The organism is Providencia sp. 2024EL-00732 (assembly GCF_044006275.1).
GTDB lineage: Bacteria > Pseudomonadota > Gammaproteobacteria > Enterobacterales > Enterobacteriaceae > Providencia > Providencia huashanensis.
The window spans coordinates 25,176-46,536 of sequence record NZ_JBIPDG010000012.1 but is presented as its reverse complement, the minus strand read 5'-3'; the positions used below and the strand labels follow the sequence as shown (position 1 = coordinate 46,536).

At 39.5% G+C, this 21,361-nt stretch carries 20 protein-coding genes; 17 read left to right on the top strand and 3 right to left on the bottom strand.

Going from position 1 to position 21,361, the window contains the following annotated elements; translation table 11 throughout:
* On the bottom strand, window positions 1-1,557 hold the full coding sequence (locus ACHB7C_RS16785) for a S8 family serine peptidase (protein WP_395347975.1): 1,557 nt from the start codon (window positions 1,555-1,557) through the stop codon (window positions 1-3).
* Between the two features lie 239 nt (window positions 1,558-1,796).
* On the opposite strand from ACHB7C_RS16785, the gene ACHB7C_RS16780 reads away from it, so the two are divergent.
* Window positions 1,797-3,857 carry a TonB-dependent receptor family protein gene (locus ACHB7C_RS16780; protein WP_395347973.1) on the top strand — a complete coding sequence of 687 codons (2,061 nt, stop codon included), beginning with the start codon at window positions 1,797-1,799 and terminating at the stop codon, window positions 3,855-3,857.
* 39 nt (window positions 3,858-3,896) lie between these two features.
* Here ACHB7C_RS16780 and ACHB7C_RS16775 read toward each other — a convergent pair whose 3' ends face one another.
* Window positions 3,897-4,613 (bottom strand): Crp/Fnr family transcriptional regulator, encoded by a 717-nt coding sequence (locus tag ACHB7C_RS16775; RefSeq protein WP_210855487.1) that lies wholly within the window; start codon window positions 4,611-4,613, stop codon window positions 3,897-3,899.
* Between the two features lie 95 nt (window positions 4,614-4,708).
* Here ACHB7C_RS16775 and ACHB7C_RS16770 point away from each other — a divergent pair, with 95 nt between their 5' ends.
* The 14 genes from ACHB7C_RS16770 to ACHB7C_RS16705 all read left to right on the top strand — a co-directional run bounded on the left by ACHB7C_RS16770 (window position 4,709) and on the right by ACHB7C_RS16705 (window position 18,426).
* Window positions 4,709-5,797, top strand: coding sequence for an ABC transporter substrate-binding protein (locus ACHB7C_RS16770; protein ID WP_129466408.1), 1,089 nt, complete (start codon window positions 4,709-4,711; stop codon window positions 5,795-5,797).
* On the top strand, window positions 5,790-6,809 hold the full coding sequence (locus ACHB7C_RS16765; protein ID WP_105880882.1) for an iron ABC transporter permease: 1,020 nt from the start codon (window positions 5,790-5,792) through the stop codon (window positions 6,807-6,809). Before ACHB7C_RS16770 ends, ACHB7C_RS16765 begins: the two co-directional genes overlap by 8 nt.
* A complete protein-coding gene (locus tag ACHB7C_RS16760; RefSeq protein ID WP_042846084.1) occupies window positions 6,806-7,546 on the top strand; it encodes an ABC transporter ATP-binding protein in 741 nt (246 codons plus the stop codon). Before ACHB7C_RS16765 ends, ACHB7C_RS16760 begins: the two co-directional genes overlap by 4 nt.
* Window positions 7,547-7,593: 47 nt before the next feature.
* Entirely contained in the window at window positions 7,594-7,944 is a 351-nt protein-coding gene (locus tag ACHB7C_RS16755; RefSeq protein ID WP_198860905.1) for a cupin domain-containing protein, read from the top strand.
* 13 nt (window positions 7,945-7,957) lie between these two features.
* Window positions 7,958-8,728, top strand: coding sequence for a class I SAM-dependent methyltransferase (locus tag ACHB7C_RS16750; protein ID WP_166685107.1), 771 nt, complete (start codon window positions 7,958-7,960; stop codon window positions 8,726-8,728).
* 228 nt (window positions 8,729-8,956) lie between these two features.
* Window positions 8,957-11,158, top strand: coding sequence for a TonB-dependent siderophore receptor (locus ACHB7C_RS16745; RefSeq protein WP_071548588.1), 2,202 nt, complete (start codon window positions 8,957-8,959; stop codon window positions 11,156-11,158).
* A 75-nt stretch (window positions 11,159-11,233) separates the two neighbouring features.
* A complete protein-coding gene (locus tag ACHB7C_RS16740) occupies window positions 11,234-12,334 on the top strand; it encodes an ABC transporter substrate-binding protein (protein WP_042846076.1) in 1,101 nt (366 codons plus the stop codon).
* Between the two features lie 589 nt (window positions 12,335-12,923).
* A complete protein-coding gene (locus tag ACHB7C_RS16735) occupies window positions 12,924-13,433 on the top strand; it encodes a DUF3304 domain-containing protein (protein ID WP_395347971.1) in 510 nt (169 codons plus the stop codon).
* Complete coding sequence (locus ACHB7C_RS16730) at window positions 13,421-13,603, top strand: hypothetical protein (protein ID WP_395347969.1); 183 nt, start codon at window positions 13,421-13,423, stop codon at window positions 13,601-13,603. Before ACHB7C_RS16735 ends, ACHB7C_RS16730 begins: the two co-directional genes overlap by 13 nt.
* A gap of 32 nt (window positions 13,604-13,635) precedes the next feature.
* Window positions 13,636-14,091, top strand: a complete 456-nt coding sequence (locus ACHB7C_RS16725; RefSeq protein WP_395347967.1) for a phospholipase effector Tle1 domain-containing protein — start codon at window positions 13,636-13,638, stop codon at window positions 14,089-14,091.
* 292 nt (window positions 14,092-14,383) lie between these two features.
* Window positions 14,384-14,893, top strand: a complete 510-nt coding sequence (locus ACHB7C_RS16720) for a DUF3304 domain-containing protein (protein ID WP_395347965.1) — start codon at window positions 14,384-14,386, stop codon at window positions 14,891-14,893.
* Complete coding sequence (locus ACHB7C_RS16715) at window positions 14,881-16,077, top strand: T6SS phospholipase effector Tle1-like catalytic domain-containing protein (protein WP_395347964.1); 1,197 nt, start codon at window positions 14,881-14,883, stop codon at window positions 16,075-16,077. Before ACHB7C_RS16720 ends, ACHB7C_RS16715 begins: the two co-directional genes overlap by 13 nt.
* Window positions 16,049-17,503, top strand: a complete 1,455-nt coding sequence (locus ACHB7C_RS16710; RefSeq protein WP_348772197.1) for a hypothetical protein — start codon at window positions 16,049-16,051, stop codon at window positions 17,501-17,503. Before ACHB7C_RS16715 ends, ACHB7C_RS16710 begins: the two co-directional genes overlap by 29 nt.
* Before the next feature lie 623 nt (window positions 17,504-18,126).
* A complete protein-coding gene (locus ACHB7C_RS16705; protein WP_042846068.1) occupies window positions 18,127-18,426 on the top strand; it encodes an HdeA/HdeB family chaperone in 300 nt (99 codons plus the stop codon).
* 116 nt (window positions 18,427-18,542) lie between these two features.
* Here the strand turns inward: ACHB7C_RS16705 and ACHB7C_RS16700 are convergent, their stop codons facing one another.
* Window positions 18,543-19,442: a LysR family transcriptional regulator gene (locus ACHB7C_RS16700; protein WP_048606242.1), complete on the bottom strand. Its 900-nt coding sequence runs from the start codon at window positions 19,440-19,442 to the stop codon at window positions 18,543-18,545.
* Between the two features lie 99 nt (window positions 19,443-19,541).
* Between ACHB7C_RS16700 and ACHB7C_RS16695 the strand changes: the two genes are divergently transcribed.
* Both ACHB7C_RS16695 and ACHB7C_RS16690 read left to right on the top strand, forming a co-directional pair.
* Window positions 19,542-20,873: an MFS transporter gene (locus ACHB7C_RS16695; RefSeq protein ID WP_395347961.1), complete on the top strand. Its 1,332-nt coding sequence runs from the start codon at window positions 19,542-19,544 to the stop codon at window positions 20,871-20,873.
* A complete protein-coding gene (locus ACHB7C_RS16690; protein WP_048606243.1) occupies window positions 20,874-21,266 on the top strand; it encodes a hypothetical protein in 393 nt (130 codons plus the stop codon).
* Window positions 21,267-21,361 lie beyond the last annotated feature (95 nt).

Below are 21,361 nucleotides of genomic sequence, written 5' to 3'. Positions count from 1 at the left end.
TTAATTGGCCCCAGTGATTTGGCTAAGCTTATCAATTTCTGCTAATAAATCATCTACATTAGGGCGATAACCGATCCCATAATCAACCCCCTCGGTATATGTCGACTTTTTGATAATTTCTCGCATTCCCCACGCAGATAAAACGATTTCATTTTGTTTGGCGTAGTCTTGGATTAATGCAAGGGCACCAGAACACAAAGGTGTTGCACTTGAGGTCCCTGAGTAATCTTTTGAATAATTACGATTATTACCGGGTAATTTCTGCAATGAGCTATACCCCGTGGTGGTGACACTCCAGTCTCCCCATGAATTTATCAATGAGGTTTTTTGGTTGTAGTTTGAGAAATAAGCGCGTGTCCCCGAAAGATGATTACAAGCGCCCACTAACATGCTGCCGCTATCCCCATAGTCAGCCATCACGCCCGGTAAATTTAAGTCTAAACCACCGTTACCAGCAGCAAGGATTACAACTGCTCCTTTATCAACCATGATTTTAATGCGTTCCCACCAACTTCGAATGGCTGTTGCCGGAAGCAATTTCTCATTAATTTTAAATTGTATATCTAGGCTAACAATGTCTCCGGGGGCGACGTGTTTAGTTAATATATCGAGGTCTCCAGTATCGTAAAAGTAGTATTGGCAATCATAGGCGATCCCCGTCACACCGAATGCATTATTGGTGGCGACAATACAACCTGTTGATGCAGTTCCATGGTTGCAGTCTTCAGTTTCAGGGCGGCTATAGACTACTGTTATTTTTGAATCTTTTAGATCTTCATGGTTTTTATATACGCCAAAATCTAAATGTCGAACTACCGCTTTTGAACCATTGACATGTTTATTCCATGCGTTGCGAATATTCATGCCTTTTGGGGCATCTAAATAAGTTTGTAAGTGATTAAAATTTGGTGTTATGTCATCAACATTATCTACCTGCTCGGTATTTTCTGGGGGATTCTGATTAAATGGTAACTGCGGAGGTGTATATAACGCCGTATTTGGGGTAACACAACAATATTCAACATATTCAAAAGTTTCAATTAGATTAGCAAGTTGTAATAGGCTCTCAAAATCAGTTTCCTTGTCATAAGTTACATAATCATATTGGCTGATGGGCTGGCTATTAGTTGAATTAACTGGGGCAATATTAATAGGTATTAAGTCTATTAACAATTTAGTTTCAAGTAAAGTATACTTGCCTTTTAGTACTTTGATATCTAACTTATAATTATTTACCCCCGCTACTTTTTGATTAATTGTTTTTACTGGGCTGTTATATTCCTTAACCTGAGTTTGAATACTGTTTATATTGAAAGTGATCGCTTTTGAATTAAGTTTTTGCTTACTTTCACTTAGCGTTTCATATGTAATCTCAGCATGGTAATCTCCTGATTTATATATATTAAATAGGTGGTGATTTTCTTTGGTAATTATAGAGTCTATTTTATTGTTATTTAAAAATAAACCAACCTCAACATTAGTTTCTTCTGTATTATTAAAATTAACTAAAATCCCACTTAAATTAAAGTCTATATATTTATAAATTTTTATACTCATCGTATCTCTTTATATTAATAGTTATTGGTTGTTCATTGAATTGGTATTCTATTTAAGGTTTGTTTTTTACTTGTTGCAATATTAATAATTTACTAGTTATTAATGAAAAAAAATTCACAATATTAATTATGCTTTATTTATTTTTATTTTTGACAAATGTCATAGGGATATCTTCCTCCTTCAATTATTTTACCCTCACAAATGAAAATGATAACCATTACTATTTATGGGGTGAATATATGCCTTATCCATTAAAACAGCATAAATTAACGTACTATATTGCTTTAACCTTCAGTATCAGCACGTTAGCGACTACTAAAGTGGTGGCTGCTCAGCAACCGACAAAACCAGAGGTAATAATTGTCAATTCTTCTACGCAGCACAGCCGCTTAACCCCAAGCGAACAGCAAGAGAAAGAGAAACTTGAAAAAGTTGCTGGGGGAACAAACCTCGTGATGATAGAGAAAGACTCCCGCCTTGCCACATTACAGGATGCGCTTGATTACCAGCCAGGGTTAGTTATTCAAAATTTTTTCGGTGGGATTGATCAGCCAAGACTAAATATCCGGGGGTCTGGGGTACAGAGTGCTCCTCTTGCTCGCGGTGTTTTATTATTACAAGACGGCTTACCAGCAACTGATGCAGATGGTAGTTTCCATATTAGTACATTAGAAATGCGGGATGCACGCATGGTCAGTGTACGTCGAGGAGCAAATAGCCTTAACCCTCAAAGTAATAGCCTTGGGGGGGAACTAGATGTTCTGTCTTATACCGGAAGAAATGAACAAGGTCGTTTACGCTATGAGTACGGCTCTCATGGGCGTGAAGCGCTACAAACGGCTTTTGGTGGTGTATCTGATAATGGGTTATTTGATGGGCGTGTTAATTTTACCTATGACCATTTTGATGGTTATCGTAAACATTCCTCCTCTCAACGAAAAACATTACGTAGTAATTTTGGCTATATTACTGATAATTTTGAGAATAGAACGTGGTTAAATTGGACGGACTTACGTTTTGATGTTGCTGGGCCTGTTTCTGAAGAAGTACTAAACGATAACCCTACCGAGGTCTACCCGATGGTATGGCTACGTGATCCGCATCGTAATGTTGAACAATTTCGGGTTGCTAACCGTTCCGATTGGCAGGTAGGTAACCAAGCCATAGGGGCTGGTCTATGGCATATTCGTACTCATGATAACTTCACTACGCCTGCATATTACCGTTTTAGCCGTAGTCACAGTGAAGGTTTACAGCTAACGTATAATATTGAAACTGAGCCTGTTACCTATCGCACGGCATTAGCGTGGGATCAAATGACGCTGCAAACAGAACTGATGCAAAATCGAAAAGGTACGCCAGCGGATAAGAAAAAAATAGGTAAATATGACGGACGTGCGCAAAATATCTATGGCAGTGTTGGTGTCGATATCCATATTACACCAGCCGTGACAGTGAATTTAGATATGAAAGGGACACATGCACGTCGTGATGTTGAAAAGCGGCAAAGCCATCTTTCACTTGATCAAAACTGGACATTTTGGACACCAAAGGCCGGTATTGTTTGGCGTCCAACGGAAAGTCAGCGCTATTTTGCGAATATTAGTGCTAGCGAAGAGCCTGCGACGTTCTGGGAGATTATCAACTCGGGTAATGGAAAGCTAACCAAACTTTCGCCACAAAAAGCGGTTACTTATGAGATTGGTGGTGAGAGCGATATAACAGAAGCCTTGAAGTGGAACCTTGCGCTATATCGTAGCCAAATTAAGGATGAATATATAACAACCTATGACAGTGAAGGGACGGTTGTGGGGGTATTCAACTATGCAGCTAAAACACGTCATCAAGGTTTAGAAGCCGGCTTGGCTGGGCGCATTGGAGCAGGCCCTGGCGATTTTAATTACCGGGTTTCTTGGACTTACAATGATTTTCGTTTTATGGGGGGAGAATATAATGGCAATTATATCGCAGGTATTCCCCGTAATATCATTGCTGCCGAGGTTTTGTATGAGATAGGCGATTGGAGCGTAGGCCCGAATATCCATTGGGCGCCTACGGATATGGCAGTTGATCATCAAAACAATCTTGATATTCAAAAACGCAAGCACTATGCGATATTGGGGCTCAAAGGGAGCTATAAACCAACCGAACAATGGTCCCTTTACTTATCAATGGATAATTTGACGGATGAACGCTATGCAACAACATCAGTTGCTAACCAAACGGTAACAGCGAGAGACAGCACATTATTCCCCGGAATGGGCTTTAATGTGAATGGTGGAGTGACCTTTAATTTCTGATAATTAATAAACGCATTAGCGCAAGTTAATGCGTTTTCCTTAAAATGGGCGCTGCGCAGAAATAGATAACTGTGTCAGGTAATTTTCGTTATAAATGTGCACCGTATCTTTTTCGATACTAATAAACCCTTTTTGACGCCAGCCAGAGACTAAACGGCTCAGTGTTTCATAACGTATTCCTAATTTTGCTGCTAATTGCCCTCGAGATAATGGCAGAACAATATTTAGGCTTAATTGTTTGTGTTTTAAATCAATAAGATAAGCGGCAAGCCTTTGCTCTGCTGAGCTGGAAGTCAGCCAATCAATATGATTGATATTTTCATAAAGCTTACTGCTAAAACGCATGAGTAACTTTTCCATGATGTGTGGGCATGCATGGCAAAGGCGCAGAATATCACGTTTATCTAGTAATAAAGCTTCCCCATCAGTTTTGGCTCGTAAGCTCATAGGGTAACGGTTGTGAGGCATAAACACGGCAGCAATTGCGACGATTTCCCCGACATCAAACAAACCAAAAACTTTCTCTTCGCCTAAATAGGTGTGCCGATATACCTCTATTTGGCCACTGATCATCAAAGGGCAATGTTTGAATGGTTCCCCTTCGTGGTTAATTATTTCACTACTTTTAAACCGTATATAGCCACAATTTTCCAGCAATAAAGATAATTTTTCATCTTCAACTGATTGAAATAAAGAACATATTTTTAGCGAGTCTAAAGATTGTGTATGGGGGAAAATATTTTTGACAAATGTCATAGGTCTTCCTCTTTTGTCGCCTTAGAATAGTCAGAGTATAAATGATAATCATACACATTATCAATTAAGATATTGGCGGAGAATTGAATAACCTTATGATAAATAATGCTTTTAGAATAGTGACAGTCTTCGTAACTTTTTGGGGGATGCTAAGCCCAGCCACTTCCCAATCAATTGATTTTACCGATATGTCAGGTGATAAAGTTCATTTATCTGCCCCTGCAAAACGTATTGTGGTGATCCCGATCCCTGCCGCTTCGATGCTAGTGGGGATGGACGAAAGTAGTGAGAAGCTGGTGGGGATGCACCCGTTTGCGAAGGTCGCCGCACGAGAGGGCATGCTGGGTCAAATGTTTTCACCGGTCTTACAGGTGAACTCTAATGTGGTGGGGAATAGTTTTACACCAAATATTGAGGCATTGTTGAATGTTGAACCAGATTTAGTATGGCAATGGGGGCATCGAGGGGATGACATTATTTCACCAATGCGAAATGCAGGGTTGACGGTTGCTACACTTGATTATGGGCAAGAAAGTTATACCCAAGAATGGGTCCGCCTAATGGGGCAAACGTTAGGCCATAATGAAAAAGCGCAAAAGATGATCGAGTGGCGCCAACACGTCATCGCATTGCTTTCCTCAACCACCGCCAAAATTCCAGAATCCGAACAGCCTCGCGTTTTATATCTATCTCATTTTAAGCAGAGTATTCAAACCTTTGGCTCAACTTCACATAATAATGCAGATTTTGCTTTAGCAGGTGGTGTGAGTTTAAACCGCGACCTCACTGGGCCAAGAACCTTAAATATAGAGCAAATCTTAGTTTGGAACCCAGATATCATTTTATTGGGCAATTTTGAAGAGGGTTTATCCCCTGAGGATGTGTATCAAAATCCGATGCTAAGCGAAGTGACTGCGGTGAAAAACCAACGAGTCTATAAATTACCGATTGGTGGGTTCATTTGGGATGCGCCTAACCAAGAAACGCCTTTGTATTGGCAGTGGCTAGCAATGATCTTCCATCCAGAAACCGTAAAAGTACCAATACGAGAGGAAATTCGTCAACGTTATCAGCAACTTTACGGTTATAACGTTTCAGAGCAACAAATCGATGGTATTTTGCAAATGGGAATGAACAAAAAAAGCCTGCACTACCTTTCTTTGATGGGGAAACCTGATGCGTAATTCGCAAATTCTGTGGGGTGGCTTAGTTATTTGTTTATTACTCACTTTTTTATTGGCGCTGAGTTGTGGGCGTTATCCTGTTTCGTTTTCTGCTGTTTTTCATATTTTCTATGACACCATTTTAGGCAATGACACTGGTTTAGCATACAGTCGCACGGAACAGAATGTAGTATTAAATGTCCGTTTACCTCGGGTTTTGATTGCGGGGGTCGCAGGAGCAGGTCTTGCTGTGGCAGGGGCTGCGCTACAAGGTATTTTCCGCAACCCATTAGTTGGCCCGCAAATTATCGGGGTGTCATCGGGTGCGGCGTTAGGTGGTGCCTTAGCTATCTTGCTGTTTTCTTCATTATTTATAACTATTTCCTTTGCTTTTGTGGGGGGGGTATTGGCGATTGTATTGGTTTTCTTGTTAGGGTTGAATCGCCAAGGTAGCCAGTTATTAATGTTGATTTTAGCTGGTGTGATTATTAACGCTTTTTTTGCTGCTTTGATCTCATTAATTACGTATTTTGCCGACCCAAATAATACCTTACAAACAATTGTTTTTTGGCTAATGGGCAGCTTTGCTAGCGCGTCCTATTTAAAACTATCCATCATCTTTCCAGTAGTTCTAGTTGCTGTTCTGGTCATTTTTGCTCTTCGTTTTCGCATCAATGTGTTGTCTCTTGGTGAGGAAAATGCACAGGCTTTGGGGATGAAAATTAACCGTACACGCTGGGCGGTTTTACTTTGTGTAGCCTTGATCACCAGTGCAACCGTTGCGGTATCTGGAACGATTGGTTGGGTAGGCCTAATTGTTCCGCATATTGCTCGGATTGTGGTGGGGCATGATCATCGTATCTTACTTCCGGCGAGTGCAGTGATTGGTGGGGTATATATGGTTGGTGTTGATACCTTCGCTCGAAGTATTACCAATGCGGAGATCCCGCTCAGTGTGATCACTGCATTAATTGGAGCCCCTATTTTTGCCTTACTTATTCACACGCTAAATAAAAGGGTGGCTGACTTATGATCGATGTTGAACAGCTCAATTTCACGATAGGTCAACGCCAACTATTTACTGATTTAAGCTTTAAACAGCCAAAAGGCAGTATTGGTGCAATTTTGGGGCCAAATGGCCGCGGGAAAACCACGTTATTGAGGTTATTACTCAGTTTACAACAAGGTGCGACAGGGAAAGTACGGATAAATGCTCCTGTTGCTTATGTGCCACAACTTAGTAGTTCATTGTTTCATTATTCAGTGCGGACTATGGTGAGTCTTGGGCGCATTCGCCACTTACCTTGGTATTCCTCGCCCAGCAAAAAAGACCATCAGATAGTTGAGCAATGTTTAACCTATTTAGAATTGAATCACTTTGCTGATCAACCGTTTAACCGCCTTAGTGGGGGCGAGAAACAAATGGTGATGATTGCTAGAGCGTTAGCTAGTGAGCCAGAAATTCTCATTCTTGATGAGCCTACATCGGCTTTAGACCTAGCAAATCAAGACAATGTGCTTAGCGTATTGCGTGATTTAGCCGCGCACCGAGGAATGACCATCTTATTTACCAGCCATTACCCTCAGCATGCCCTGCATATTGCCGACCATTCCTTACTACTGTTTAACAATGGCAGTTTTTTATTTGGCGGTTCTCAAACCATTCTAACGGAAGAAAACCTCGCAAAGCTTTACCAATTACCGGTGGCTATAACGGCTATTAATGACCAAGGTCGACAGACACATGGGGTCATTCCGTTATTTAGGTGATTATTTTCGAAGATAAATAAAATTATTAAATTGAGGAATATAAAACAATGAGTGATAACACAATAACTCCATCAGAAGCGCTTACCATCAGCACATTAATTAATTATACAGAACAGGGGATTGCCAGTCGTGTTCTGGCTAAAAATACTGGGGGCAATATGACCTTGTTTGCTTTTGATAAAGGCCAAGCACTTTCAGAACATAGCGCTCCCTTTGATGCCATCGTCATGGTTGTGGAAGGAAGTTTATTATTAACCATAGAAGGGAACCCTGTCACCGCAAAGCCGGGGGAAATTGTCAGAATGCCAGCAAATATTCCCCATGCAGTTGATGCACCTGAGCCTGCAAAAATGTTGCTGGTAATGCTACGCGAACCTAATACTGATTGTACACATTAACTTAGAGGCGATTATGGATAAATCATTTACAGCTCATGAGGCTGGACATAAATTTTTAGCTCGCCTAGGGAAAAAACGCTTGCGGCCCGGCGGGAAAATAGCAACTGAATGGCTACTTAGTCAGTCTGGCTTACATGCAGAAAGCCACGTCCTTGAAATTGCCTGTAATATGGGGACAACTGCTATTGAAATTGCTTCACAATTTCGTTGCCACATCACTGGTATTGATATGGACAAACAAGCTTTGGCACAAGCTAAAAAAAATGTTGCGGATCATGGTTTAACTGATTTGATTACCATTCAAATGGCAGATGCCTCAAAATTACCATTTGCAGATAACAGCTTCGATGTGGTGATTAATGAGGCAATGCTAACGATGTATGGTGATAAAGCAAAAACAAAGCTATTACAAGAATACTATCGTGTATTAAAGCCGGGGGGCCGTTTATTAACCCATGATATTGCTTTGAAAAATGAACAGGATGTCCAGCAAGTAGCAGCTCAAATGCAGCAAGTTATTCATGTTAAAGCGCAACCTTTGCCACAAACTCAGTGGGTTAACTTATTCAAACAAACAGGCTTTCAAAATGTGACGTCGATAACGGGGCCAATGACATTATTGTCTCCGAAGGGGCTAATCTATGATGAAGGGCTATTAGGGGCGATGAAAATTATTAGAAATGCGTTAAAAAAAGAAAACCGCCCACAATTTTTGCAGATGTTCCGCCATTTTCGTCGAAACCGTGGAAAGTTAAACTATGTTGCCGTGGTTAGCATGAAATAATTAAAAGGAGCCGTTAAGCGCAAGGATGCGTGATTAACCCCTTCCGTCATCATTCTCTCTCTTATTAAGTATTGGTAATGATAATAATACTTATATACATCTTTATTATTAGTTATAATTGATGATAGTTTTTATACAAAATAATAAGCAATGATTTAATCATGCTTTGTGAATTGTTTGTAAATTGATCATGCTGACTTTTATGACCACATTTAAAGGCCTAATTTAATGAAAATAAAACACCTTTTCATTCTTTCACCATGTTTACTCCCTTTCGTTTCCCCCTCAGTATTCGCCGCCGATAAAAAAGAAGAACAAATTACGGTATCTGCAACTCGTGGTTATAAGGCTGTTTCTGAAATGGCACAAACCACTTGGGTGATTGATAATGCTGAAATTGAGCAACAAGCGGAGGGCGGGAAGGAGTTAAAAGATATTTTAGCTCAGTTAATCCCTGGGATGAGTGTTAGTGGCCAAGGTCGTACGAATTATGGTATGAACATGCGTGGTCGTTCGATGATTGTCATGGTAGATGGCGTGCGTTTAAACTCTTCTCGTAGTGATAGCCGCCAACTAGACTCTATCGACCCTTTTAATATCAATCATATTGAAGTGATCTCTGGCGCTACCGCGATGTACGGCGGTGGTAGCAGCGGTGGTTTGATTAATATTGTCACGAAAAAAGGCCAAGAAGAAAAACAAGTTTCTCTTCAGTTAGGTGGAAAAACAGGCTTTAACAATGGCAAAGATCATGATGAAAATGTTGCAGCGGCTGTCAGCGGTGGTAATGAAAACGCACATGGACGCGTTGCTGTAGCTTATCAACGTTATGGTGGTTGGTATGATGGAAAAGGGAATGCGATCAATATCGATAATACGCAAACAGGCCTGCAATTTTCTGACCGTCTAGATATCATGGCATCAGGTACGATTAATGTGGATGAAAAACAGCAGATTCAAGCTGTATATCAACATTATAAAAGTGAGTCGGATGGTAAACATGGCCTATATTTAGGGAAAGATTTTTCTGCGGTAAAAGGGCAAAGTGATGCCTACAATAGCGGTAAATTAAATTCTGACCGTTTACCGGGTACTGAGCGTAACTTACTTAATTTGCAATATTCAAATGCAGATGTATTCGGGCAAGATTTTGTAGCGCAAGTTTATTATCGTGATGAATCACAAAAGTTTTATCCATTCCCAACCCTCAAAGGGAAAGAGGTGACAAGCATTAGTTCATCCGACCAGCAAACCAATTTCTATGGAACTAAGCTGACATTTAATAGCCAACCAATGGATGAGCTAACGTTAACTTATGGTGTGGATGCAGAACATGAGCAATTCCGTGCCAATCAAATGTTCTTTGATTTAGACAAAGCCAAAGAATCGGGGGGAATGGATTTAACCAAAGCTTTCCAAATTGGCCGATATCCGAGTTATACCACCACGAACATGGCGACATTTTTACAAAGCAGCTATGACATTTCGCCAATGTTTACATTAAGCGGTGGCGTGCGTTACCAATATACTGAAAATAAAGTGGATGATTTTATTGGTTATTCACAGCAAGAAGCTATTGCGAATGGTAACGGTAAATCCGCAGATACAGTTCCGGGCGGGAAAACGGATTATAACAACTTACTGTTTAATGCGGGGGTTTTAGTTAACCTAACGGAAGAGCAACAAACATGGTTTAACTTCTCACAAGGTTTTGAAATTCCTGATATTGCTAAATATTATGGTACAGGTACCTATTCATCTACTCCAGATGCAAATGGCCATTGGAATTTAAAGAATAGTGTGAATATTAATGATACCAAAGTTAAAGGTATCAAGGTTAACTCCTTTGAGTTAGGTTGGCGCTATACCGGTGAAAACTTACGCACGCAAATAGCCACCTATTATTCCCTATCTGATAGAAGCTATGGTATCAATAAAGATGATATGACCATCTATATGAAGACCGATAAACGTCGTATTTATGGGGTAGAAGGTGCCGTTGATTACTTCTTTGATGATTCAGACTGGAGTGTAGGAAGCAACTTCAATCTACAAAAATCAGAATCGAAAGTTAATGGTAGTTGGGAAAAATGGAGTGTTGATTTTGCTAGCCCATCTAAGGTTAACGCTTACGTTGGCTGGGAGCCAAATGACTGGGCATTACGTTTACAAAGCCAGCAGACATTTAACTTAACGGATGCAGCAGGCAAAAAATTAGATGGTTATAATACCGTTGATTTATTAGGAAGTTATATGTTGCCAGTCGGTAAGGTCAGCTTTGCTGTAGAGAACTTACTCGACAAAAATTACTCTACAATTTGGGGGCAGCGTGCTCAAGGATTGTATAGCCCTAAATACGGAGCTCCGAACCTTTATGATTATAAAGGTCGCGGTAGAACCTTTGCGCTTAATTATAGCGTGACATTTTAAATGATTGACATAAAGCCACTTTAGAGTGGCTTTATGCTTATAGAATGATGCAGATTTAAGGTAAAGAGATATCCTATGAAATTATTTCTGGCAGGGTTATTGTGCTTATTTAGCGTTTGGGTACAGGCTAAAACGCCAACGCTGATCACCGATCTACAAGGCCGAGAGGTGATGGTAAATCTTCCGGTTGAAAAATTATTTCTAGTTGATGGTCGCGATATTTTGCCAATTGATATTGCTGGTGGTAAGGAGGGCATTTCACGTATTTCGGGGTGGAGTGATTCATTAACACAATATGCGCCAGACTTAAAACAAGCTTATTTTGCGGCGGTTCCTGAGCTCGAAAATATCCCAACATTGAAAAAAACACGAGAAGCGGGCATCCAAATTGAGAAATTAATAGAACTCGCGCCTGAAGTCGTGATTATGCATAAGGCTAATTATGGGTCGATGCGTGATAGCCAATTCTTACCACAATTAGAAGCCGCGGGTATTAAGGTTATTTTTATTGATTTTCGAATGGATATTGCGAAAAACACCCCGAAAAGTATCTTATTATTAGGGCAATTGTTAGGTACGCAAGAAAGAGCAGAGCAGTTTGCAACGTTGTACCAAGAAAAATTAAAGGCGATAGAGTCTCAGTTGGTTCAGCCGTTTCCTTCCGTGTTAATTGAAGCGAATGCAGGGCTATTTGCAGATAACTGCTGTCAGCTATATGGTCGTTCAGGCTATGGCGTTTTGGCGTCGTTAGCGGGGGGAAATAACCTCGTTGCTGATAGCTTTCCAGCTAAAGGGGCAGAAAGTTCCATTGAGAATATTATTACATTAAACCCTGATTTTTATCTCTTAACAGGGGCGGATTGGCATAATTTTAACCGCCGTTCAATTGCAGTCAGCTTAGGATACCGTGCAAATAAATCTGATGCACAAAAGCAATTGGTGGTATTAGTCGATAGGCAAGGCATCTCCTCATTAACATCGGTAAAAGAAAAACGGGTGATGGCGATTTACCACAACTTTTACAATAACCCGATGAATATATTTGCTATTGAAGCAATGGCAAAATTTATGCACCCTGAGATATTTACTAAGTTAAACCCAGAGCAGAACTTAACGGATTTTCAAAAGCAGTTTACTCAATTGCGCTCGGAAGGCGTTTTCTGGGTTACATTATAACTTATCATCACATCTGACTTTTTGTTAGCAAGGATAGCTAACAAAAAGTTTGGTCATTTTTTATGATTATAAAATCAAGTGACATACCTCTAAGCCTTGTTATATCGGGCTCCTTCATTAGTTTATTTCTTCTTTGTAAACGAACCTATTAAAGACCCCGCGGAAATGGAGGTAAAAACAGCATAATGTAATATTATAGCCACTTTTTATAAGTGGCTTTTTTTATAAATATTATCGCCCTCATTTATTCGGTTGGTAAAATCGGCAAAAGTCACAAAACAAGTTTGTGCCTTTTAGCGATTTCTCATCGTTTTACCTGTCAGTTTACATGATGTTAAAAACGCACTCAGAAGCTCGCAAAACCGTTCTAAACTTTCAGCATAGTTTAAGGGTGTTCGTGTCTTAAAATTGTTTTGAGTGGCTTTGATTGGGGGGAGCGGGCGATTTTAACTAACTGACTCACCCGTTTAACATAATGGATCTTGCTTATAAGAAACGAGAAAAAAATTGAATTAAATCCATTCAATAATAGATAATTTACCTTAAGTGTACGATACTGTTTTTTATTTCCAATGAACAGGAACTGTACATGAGAGTGTGCACTTTAGCTTTTTTCATTCTTCCACTCTTCATTTTAGGGTGTTCGCCCGACGATAAACCGAAAGATAATATCGCCTATGTGGGAGCGAATTTATTGGGGTATAACCATGTCGCGGACACGAATATCAATTGGTTTTCGGTCAATGGTTACCGGGGGCGAACCGGGGGATTCACTTGCTGTATCATGCTACCTGAAATATGGCAGCCCAATATGCAGGTCAATATCAAGTGGGAAGTGAATCCTGACCCGTTTCCTAAAAATATGCCTGGAGTTGCTGATCCTGCATTTAAAGATTTTATAAAAAAACAGGAAGCAAATTACCGACAATATCAGACCACCGTGACTATCCCGGAATATACGGATTCCTGTGGGTTGCAAGTCCACTTCTTACCGTGCCAACAAGTGAAAGTCACCGCGACGTGTCATGGCATTGAGCATCCAGACCACCCAATTAAAGATCCTTTTGACCAACCGGAGCCCGCACAATGTCCTCAATGATTATCGCCCCTCAAAAAGACCAAATCTCAACTCAAGGTGACCCTTGTTGGGTTCCTCCTGAATTTCCGCTTGATGGGCGGTTAAAACTGACAAAAGAGCAGTTAACTAAGAATATTGAAAAAATAAGACAAGAAGAATCTCGACATCGGAGTCACTGTCACCGAGAATAAAAAATTCGTGCTGTAAAAGTTTACATATCAGCTTGTTTTTTGATGGCACCAATAACAATGAACCGAACGACACAAGCAGTACACCGTCGCATCCTTCTAATGTGGCTAAACTGTACCATGCCAGTGCTCCCGAAAATCGTCAGGCCAATGAGCGTGGTTTTTATGCTTATTACATTCCGGGCGTCGGTACGCCATTCCCTCAAATTGGGACGTATGATTATTATTCTTCGGGGTTGCAGTTTGCGGTTGGAGGTGAAGACCGCATTAATTGGGGCTTAGTTCAACTGTGTAATACATTACATCATACGGTGACAAAAAATTTCATCGGTAATGGTCACATGAAAAAAACGGTTGAAACGATGAATTCATCCGACCCGTCTAGGCAGCTATCTCGAAACGCCGCCATTATGGCGGCAACAAGTCCAACAGCCTCATTAACTCGGTTGGTAAAATCGGCAAAAGTCACAAAACAAGTTTGTGCCTTTTAGCGATTTCTCATCGTTTTACCTGTCAGTTTACATGATGTTAAAAACGCACTCAGAAGCTCGCAAAACCGTTCTAAACTTTCAACATAGTTTAAGGGTGTTCGTGTCTTAAAATTGTTTTGAATGGCTTTGATTGGGGGGAGCGGGCGATTTTAACTAACTGACTCACCCGTTTAACATAATGGATCTTGCTTATAAGAAACGAGAAAAAAATTGAATTAAATCCATTCAATAATAGATAATTTACCTTAAGTGTACGATACTATTTTTTATTTCCAATGAACAGGAACTGTACATGAGAGTGTGCACTTTAGCTTTTTTCATTCTTCCACTCTTCATTTTAGGGTGTTCGCCCGACGATAAACCGAAAGATAATATCGCCTATGTGGGAGCGAATTTATTGGGGTATAACCATGTCGCGGACACGAATATCAATTGGTTTTCGGTCAATGGCTATCGGGGTCGAACCGGGGGGTTTACGTGCTGCATCATGCTACCTGAAATATGGCAGCCCAATATGCAGGTCAATATCAAGTGGGAAGTTAATCCTGACCCGTTTCCTAAAAATATGCCCCCTTTAGGAACTGATGAATTTAGGGAGTTCATGAAAAAAAAGGAAGCCAATTACCGACAATATCAGACTACCGTGACTATCCCGGAATATACGGATTCCTGTGGGTTGCAAGTCCACTTCTTACCGTGCCAACAAGTGAAAGTCACCGCGACGTGCCATGGCATTGAGCATCCAGACCACCCAATTAAAGATCCTTTTGACCAACCGGAGCCCGCACAATGTCCTCAATGATTATCGCCCCTAAAAAAGACCAAATCTCAACTCAAGGTGACCCTTGTTGGGTTCCCCCTGAATTTCCGCTTGATGGACGGTTAAAACTGACAAAAGAGCAGTTAACTAAGAATATTGAAAAAATAAGACAAGAAGAATCTCGACATCGGAGTGACTGTTATCGGAAATTAAAAAATTCGTGTTGTAAAAGTTTACATATCAGCTTGTTTTTTGATGGCACCAATAACAATGAGCCGAATGACACAGGCAGTACACCACCGCATCCATCCAATGTGGCTAAACTGTATCATGCCAGTGCCCCCGAAAACCGTCAGGCCAATGAGAGTGGGTTTTATGCTTATTACATTCCGGGCGTCGGTACGCCATTCCCTCAAATTGGGACGTATGATTATTATTCTTCGGGGTTGCAGTTTGCGGTTGGAGGTGAAGACCGCATTAACTGGGGATTAGTCCAACTGTGTAATACATTACATCATGCAGTAACAAAAAACTTCATCGGTAATGGCGTCATGAAAAAAGCAATTCAGACGATGGACTCCACATCACCAAGCAATAAAGCCTCATTGATTTCTAAACAAGCTGCTATTATTGAAAGGACAATTCCTGGGCATAATTACAATCGAGTCAACCAGGCATATTTAGATGCGGTTTCGCCAAATAATAATCAACAGACCGCACGCTTACATGCTATAGAGAAACTGCTAGAGCCGATTAAGAAAAAAGTGCCCGACTCTCAATGTAAAATTGTCGCCATTAAATTGTTTGTCTATGGTTTTTCTCGTGGTGCAGCGGAAGCTCGGGCGTTTGTGAGTTGGTTAGATGAACTGTTATCGTCCAATCTGTTAGGGTTTCCCGCTGGAACGCTATTGGGTGTCAAGGTCTCGGTCGAGTTTTTAGGCATTTTTGATACCGTTCCTGCGGTGGGGATAGCCAACGTCGTGCCGGGATTTACAGGGCATAACGGTTGGGCGGGGCAAACGCAACCCTTACCGCAATCAGGGTTGATTAAAAAATGTTGTCACTTTGTCGCGGCACATGAGCAGCGACAGGCATTTTCACTCGATTCAATCCGTACTGAGGTCGGGAATTATTTACCTAACACCGTGGAAGTGGTTTACCCCGGCATGCATTCGGATGTCGGGGGGGGGGTATCCGATGGGCGACCAAGGCAAATCCCGAGATAATGAGGGAGAGGTATTGTCTCAAATCGCGCTACACGATATGTACGCTGCAGCAATTGAAGCCGGTGCCCCATTAGCGGTCCATCCTGATGTTTTTAGCCAGATACATGCCGATTATCAGCAGTGGTATTCATTCCGGAAAATGAATGATGCTACAGTAAAAGAATTCGATTTTTCCTTAAAATTGATTTCGACGTTTAACCATTGGCTATCCACCACGTTGATTGATACTCAACAAGAGTCTGATTTATCAGACTGTCCTATCTATTCTCCATTTCGCTTTGAAACGGTGTGCTTAGAGCAAATCATGGAAGATCAACTCAGTTGGATAACGGGGTGGCGGATTATGCGCTTTGCATCCTCTATCTCATCCCCGATGAACATAGTGTCACAACCTTTTTTTCAGCAGGCGCCTCAACACCCGAAAATTCAAGCTCAACCTAATGAAACTGGGTATAGTCAACAAGCACAAGATGCATTGGCAGAGCAATGGACTCTTGTATCAAGAGAAGCTCAACGTATTGAAAAAATACGCAATGATGAAATTGCTAAGCATAGAAATGATAAAGATTGGTTCCCAAGTGGAAATTTCATCGGCTCTCCGTTGTTTGATGCCGATAATGCACGAGGACAGCTTTGGGAAGCCGCATTGGAATTTGCAGCAGACTATGAGCGTAGACCTCGGCCAGCCCCTTTATTTACGCCTGAAAATAGAAAAACGAGAGACGAATGCATCATTGAAATTCGTCACTTGCAATCGTCTAATGCGGGTTTCTTCGCTAAAGAAGGTATCACCGAACCCTTTCCGACCACACATTGCGAAACGTTACCTGAATACAGTTTTGATGCAGCAACCAGTTTACAAGCGAAATATCTTTTACAAAAAGTCGATCCTCTTCTTGCGCGTAGTGCTTATATTTATACATATCAGAATGAGGCATACGAATATTTAAAATTCAAAGATACTGGGCGTTATAAATTTGAACAGTTTTTCATAGGTCGACCCGATCCTAAAGTGGATTCTCTGATTGATTTATATGATAACTATATCCACGATTCTCGAGCGTGGTTTATGCATTCTGAAAGTGGTGTGAGAGAGCCGTTTGGCAGTTATTTTTTATCAAGAATGATTTACTTTGGGAATAAGTGGAATAAAGCCGTACAATTGCGTTTTGATGGCGACCATGTGCTTGGTGTTGAAAAACATTTGCAAGATATGGCTGTTTTTGCTCACCATCCAACCTATGGGGTCAAAATTTACCACCGTACGACAGGGCAAGAAATTCCTGTTAATGATAGTCAATTGCCGCCATCAACTCATGAATTTATTGCACAACTGAAACCGTTGGTTCAGCAACGAAAAGACGATAGAGAAGCCAAAATATATGCGAATATACAAAAAATAGCGAATGGTACTTTTGTTTCTTAGCCTTTATTTTTGGTGGTTATGTCTATCTGCCTATTTTTCTTCAGTTTGTTGTTTTATTTAATATAAGGGTGCTTAAGCGTAACGTGACTTAGGCACTCAACTCCAAAATCCTCTCAAACAGTTTAAACCATCCTTTTCTACCGTAAAAAGTACCACTTATTACGTTGGTCATTTTTTATCATTATAAAATCAAGTGACATACCTCTAAGCCTTATTATATCAGGCTAATTCATTGTTTTATAAAGTGCTATTATTATTGACCAAACCCATTCATTCACTTTAGCGCTTGTGGTTTGTGCAACTGTCGCATTTCTTGCTTCATTGGTTTATTTCTTCTTTATAAACGAACCTATTAAAGACCCCGCGGAAATGGAAGTAAAAACAGCATAATGCAATATTATAGCCACTTTTTATAAGTGGCTTTTTTATAAAAAATAAATCTTATACAGATGCTCTAATTAAGATTTGCCTTCGTGATTATTTGTTTTTATTATTTATTGTTTGAATTTTTAATCCTGTATTATTTTAACTATCAAAATTAGAATATGTAATTTTCATAAATAATATGCTAATAATACCTTGCCACATAATTCTGTGTTTTAAATTTTTTAAAGGAGTTCAAAATGAGAAAGGTTATTATATCTAGCGTATTATTTGCAGTGTCTACAATTTCATTTAACTCAATGGCAGCAGACAACAATACAGTTACACCTGAAAATATGACTTGTCAGCAATTTATTAATTTAGACCCTCAAAGCTGGGCACCTGTTGCGTTATGGGTAACAAACCAAGAAACGCAATTTAAAGGTGGAGATTATGTTGCGTTAACAGAGCAAAGTGTTGCTGAAGTCCCTCAAATTGTTGAGTTTTGTAAGAAAAAACCGGAAGGCACTCTGCAAGATTATTTAGCATCTAAGAAATAAAGCAAACTATTATGCCATGGAGGGCATAATAGCTATTACCAACCAGAAAAATGAGTTTTGATACTGTGGTAGATTAGAAACTATATTTTCGAAATATCGAATCGATCTTTATACTTTTATTTATTTACGGCTAATTTATCGGCTAAAAAATCGATAAATGCCCGTGTCTTAGCAGGTAAAACAAAAGTATTTGGATAAAGTAATTGAATATTTTGTTTCGGTAAGCGGTATTCGGGTAATACATGGACTAAACGACCATGCTGTAAGTCATCATCAACCATCCAAGCAGGGCATATTGCGATACCTAAAGAAGCTAACACCATATGGTGAATAACAGCTGCAGAATTAGACTCATACTGATTTTTAATTAAAGGTAAGTAATATTTTTCATTTTTTGAATTCTGTAAAAAATATTGAGGATCTTGCCAGTTTAATAATGCATGGTTAATCCATGGAACATTGGCTAAATCCGTAAGTTGTTTGATCGGGTATTTTTTTAGAAATTCAGAGGTGGCGACTAAGAAAATCTCATATTCACCTAATTTTTTCATTTTAAGGGATGAGTTTTTTAAATTACCTAATCGAATGGATAAATCGAGTTTTTCTGTGATGAGGTCGTCTAAGGATGAGTTAAATGAATATTGTAACCTTAGTTTAGGATAAAGACGGCAAAACTCAGGGAGTAGCGGTAAAATAAAACGTTGGCCAAATTCACTCGTTGATGAAAAACGCAGTAGACCCGCAATATTAGTGCCTAAATTTTGGCTTCTTTCGAAAGCTTCATCTATTTGGCTTTGAATACGTTTAAAGTCGTCATAAAAATGTTTTCCCACCTCTGTTAATGCAATATTTCGTGTATTTCGTGTTAACAAGCTGACATTAAGCTGAGCTTCTAATTGCTTGATATCGACACTAACCATAGAACGGCTTAGCCCTAAAATATCTGCGGCTTTAGTGAATGAACCGGAATCAACCACTTGTAGAAAGCTAATAATCTGCTTGAAATTTTTTTGCATAATAGAGTCGATTGTTTGTTTTTATTAAACAATGATTTTACTTCCTTTGTATCGACAAAGAAAGACCCTAACTCTATTCTTTGCCACCGGAGGAAGTGTATGACTTATCGATACAAAATAGCGACAGTCTTTTTACTTGGTTTCTTTATTGATTGTATTAACATTTTTATGTCGGCTATTGCCTTACCTGATATCGCATTTTCATTTTCAGCCAGCCAATCTCAGGTGGCTTGGGTAGCAAATGCTTATATTTTAGGACTCGTTTTGGTGATGCCAATGAGTTTGTGGCTTGCGGGTAGGCTAGGTCACCGAAAATTATTGTGTTATTCAATGCTGCTTTTTTCTTTAGCTGTGTGGTTAAGTGGGGCGAGTGGATCAATTTATCAATTAATTTTTTGGCGTTTTACGCAAGGAATGGCAGGGGGATTATTAATACCGGTCGGTCAGGCATTAGTTTTTGCATTATTTCTAAATAATGATCGCCAACGGATCTCTACCTTGATAATGACGGTTGCGTTAATAGCACCTGCATTTTCACCTGCAATAGGTGGCTTAATTATTGATTCTTTATCGTGGAATTGGATTTTTTATTCGAATCTTCCTTTTTCATTATTAACTGCATTTCTTGCTTGGATATGGGTAAAAAATGAGAGTAAGAAAACCAGAGAAAAACCTGATATTTTAGGTCTATTAATGGTGAGTATCAGTTTATTATGTTTATTATTGTCATTTTCGTTCTACAACGATTATCACAGTATTTCATTAGCCATATTGAGCTTTACGGTTTCAGTATTAGTATTTATTTTTTATCTACAATACGCAAAGAAATGCCGTGAACCTATTCTAAATTTTCAGTTATTAAAGAATGCGAACCTACGTACTGCTTTTATTGTTTATTATGCAGTACCGGGGGTTTTTACAGGCGTAAATTTACTGAATATATTTAACTTACAAGTGAACCTTGGGTTTAGTGCGGGGCAGACAGGGCTATTTATGGTGCTGTATGCTGTAGGCGCTTTAGTTTCAATGACTAGTGGCGGGAAACTGTATCAGCGTATCGGGAAAAAGCAGTTATTTGTTATTGGAATTTTACTACACAGTTTGGGAATATTTTTTCTCTACTGGGTATCGAATTTAGATCAATTAAGCTTACTTGTTATTGCTTATCTATTAATGGGAACAGGTGGAGGTTTATGCACGAATACCGCACAAATTAGCTCATTGATGGACTTTAAAGATAAAGATTTACTACAAGGCAGTGTGTTATGGAATATTAATCGCCAAGTGGCGTTTAGTGTTGGGGCGGTGGTATTAATTTCTATATTTAGTTTAACTACTTTTTCTAGTGATTTACTACGTTACCAATATACATTTTTAATTGCTTCAATACTTGGGCTATTCTCGTTAATTTCAGTCATAAAGGAAAAATAAATGAGCGAAACAATGAAAAAAGCGCTGCAAAGCGTGGTTGACCTGCATACTTTAATTGAAAATGTATTTACTGGCCGTGATGACGATAAAAGTTTAGCCCCTCTATTAGCCAGTTTTGATGACAACTTTAAAATGGTCACAATTCAAGGACAAAGTATTGGGCTTGATAAAGTGAACACATTATTTAGCAGTAATATAGGCAACAAAACTTCATTTAGTACAAGGTGCCTTAATATGCTTCCGTTACACGAAGATAACCAGTATTGCTGGGTGCAATATCAAGAAAAACAGCTTAATGATGGGGTTGAAACATTAAGAATTTCAACTGCATGTATTAGAGTTGAAGCAGAGAAATGCTATTGGGTTTATCTTCATGAAACACCAGTAGCATAAAGATTAAAACTCATGTTCACATCAAACGACCTTAAGGTCGTTTTTTTATAAGTAAAAAAGATAAAAACATTCAAATGATATTTGTTCTCACTTTG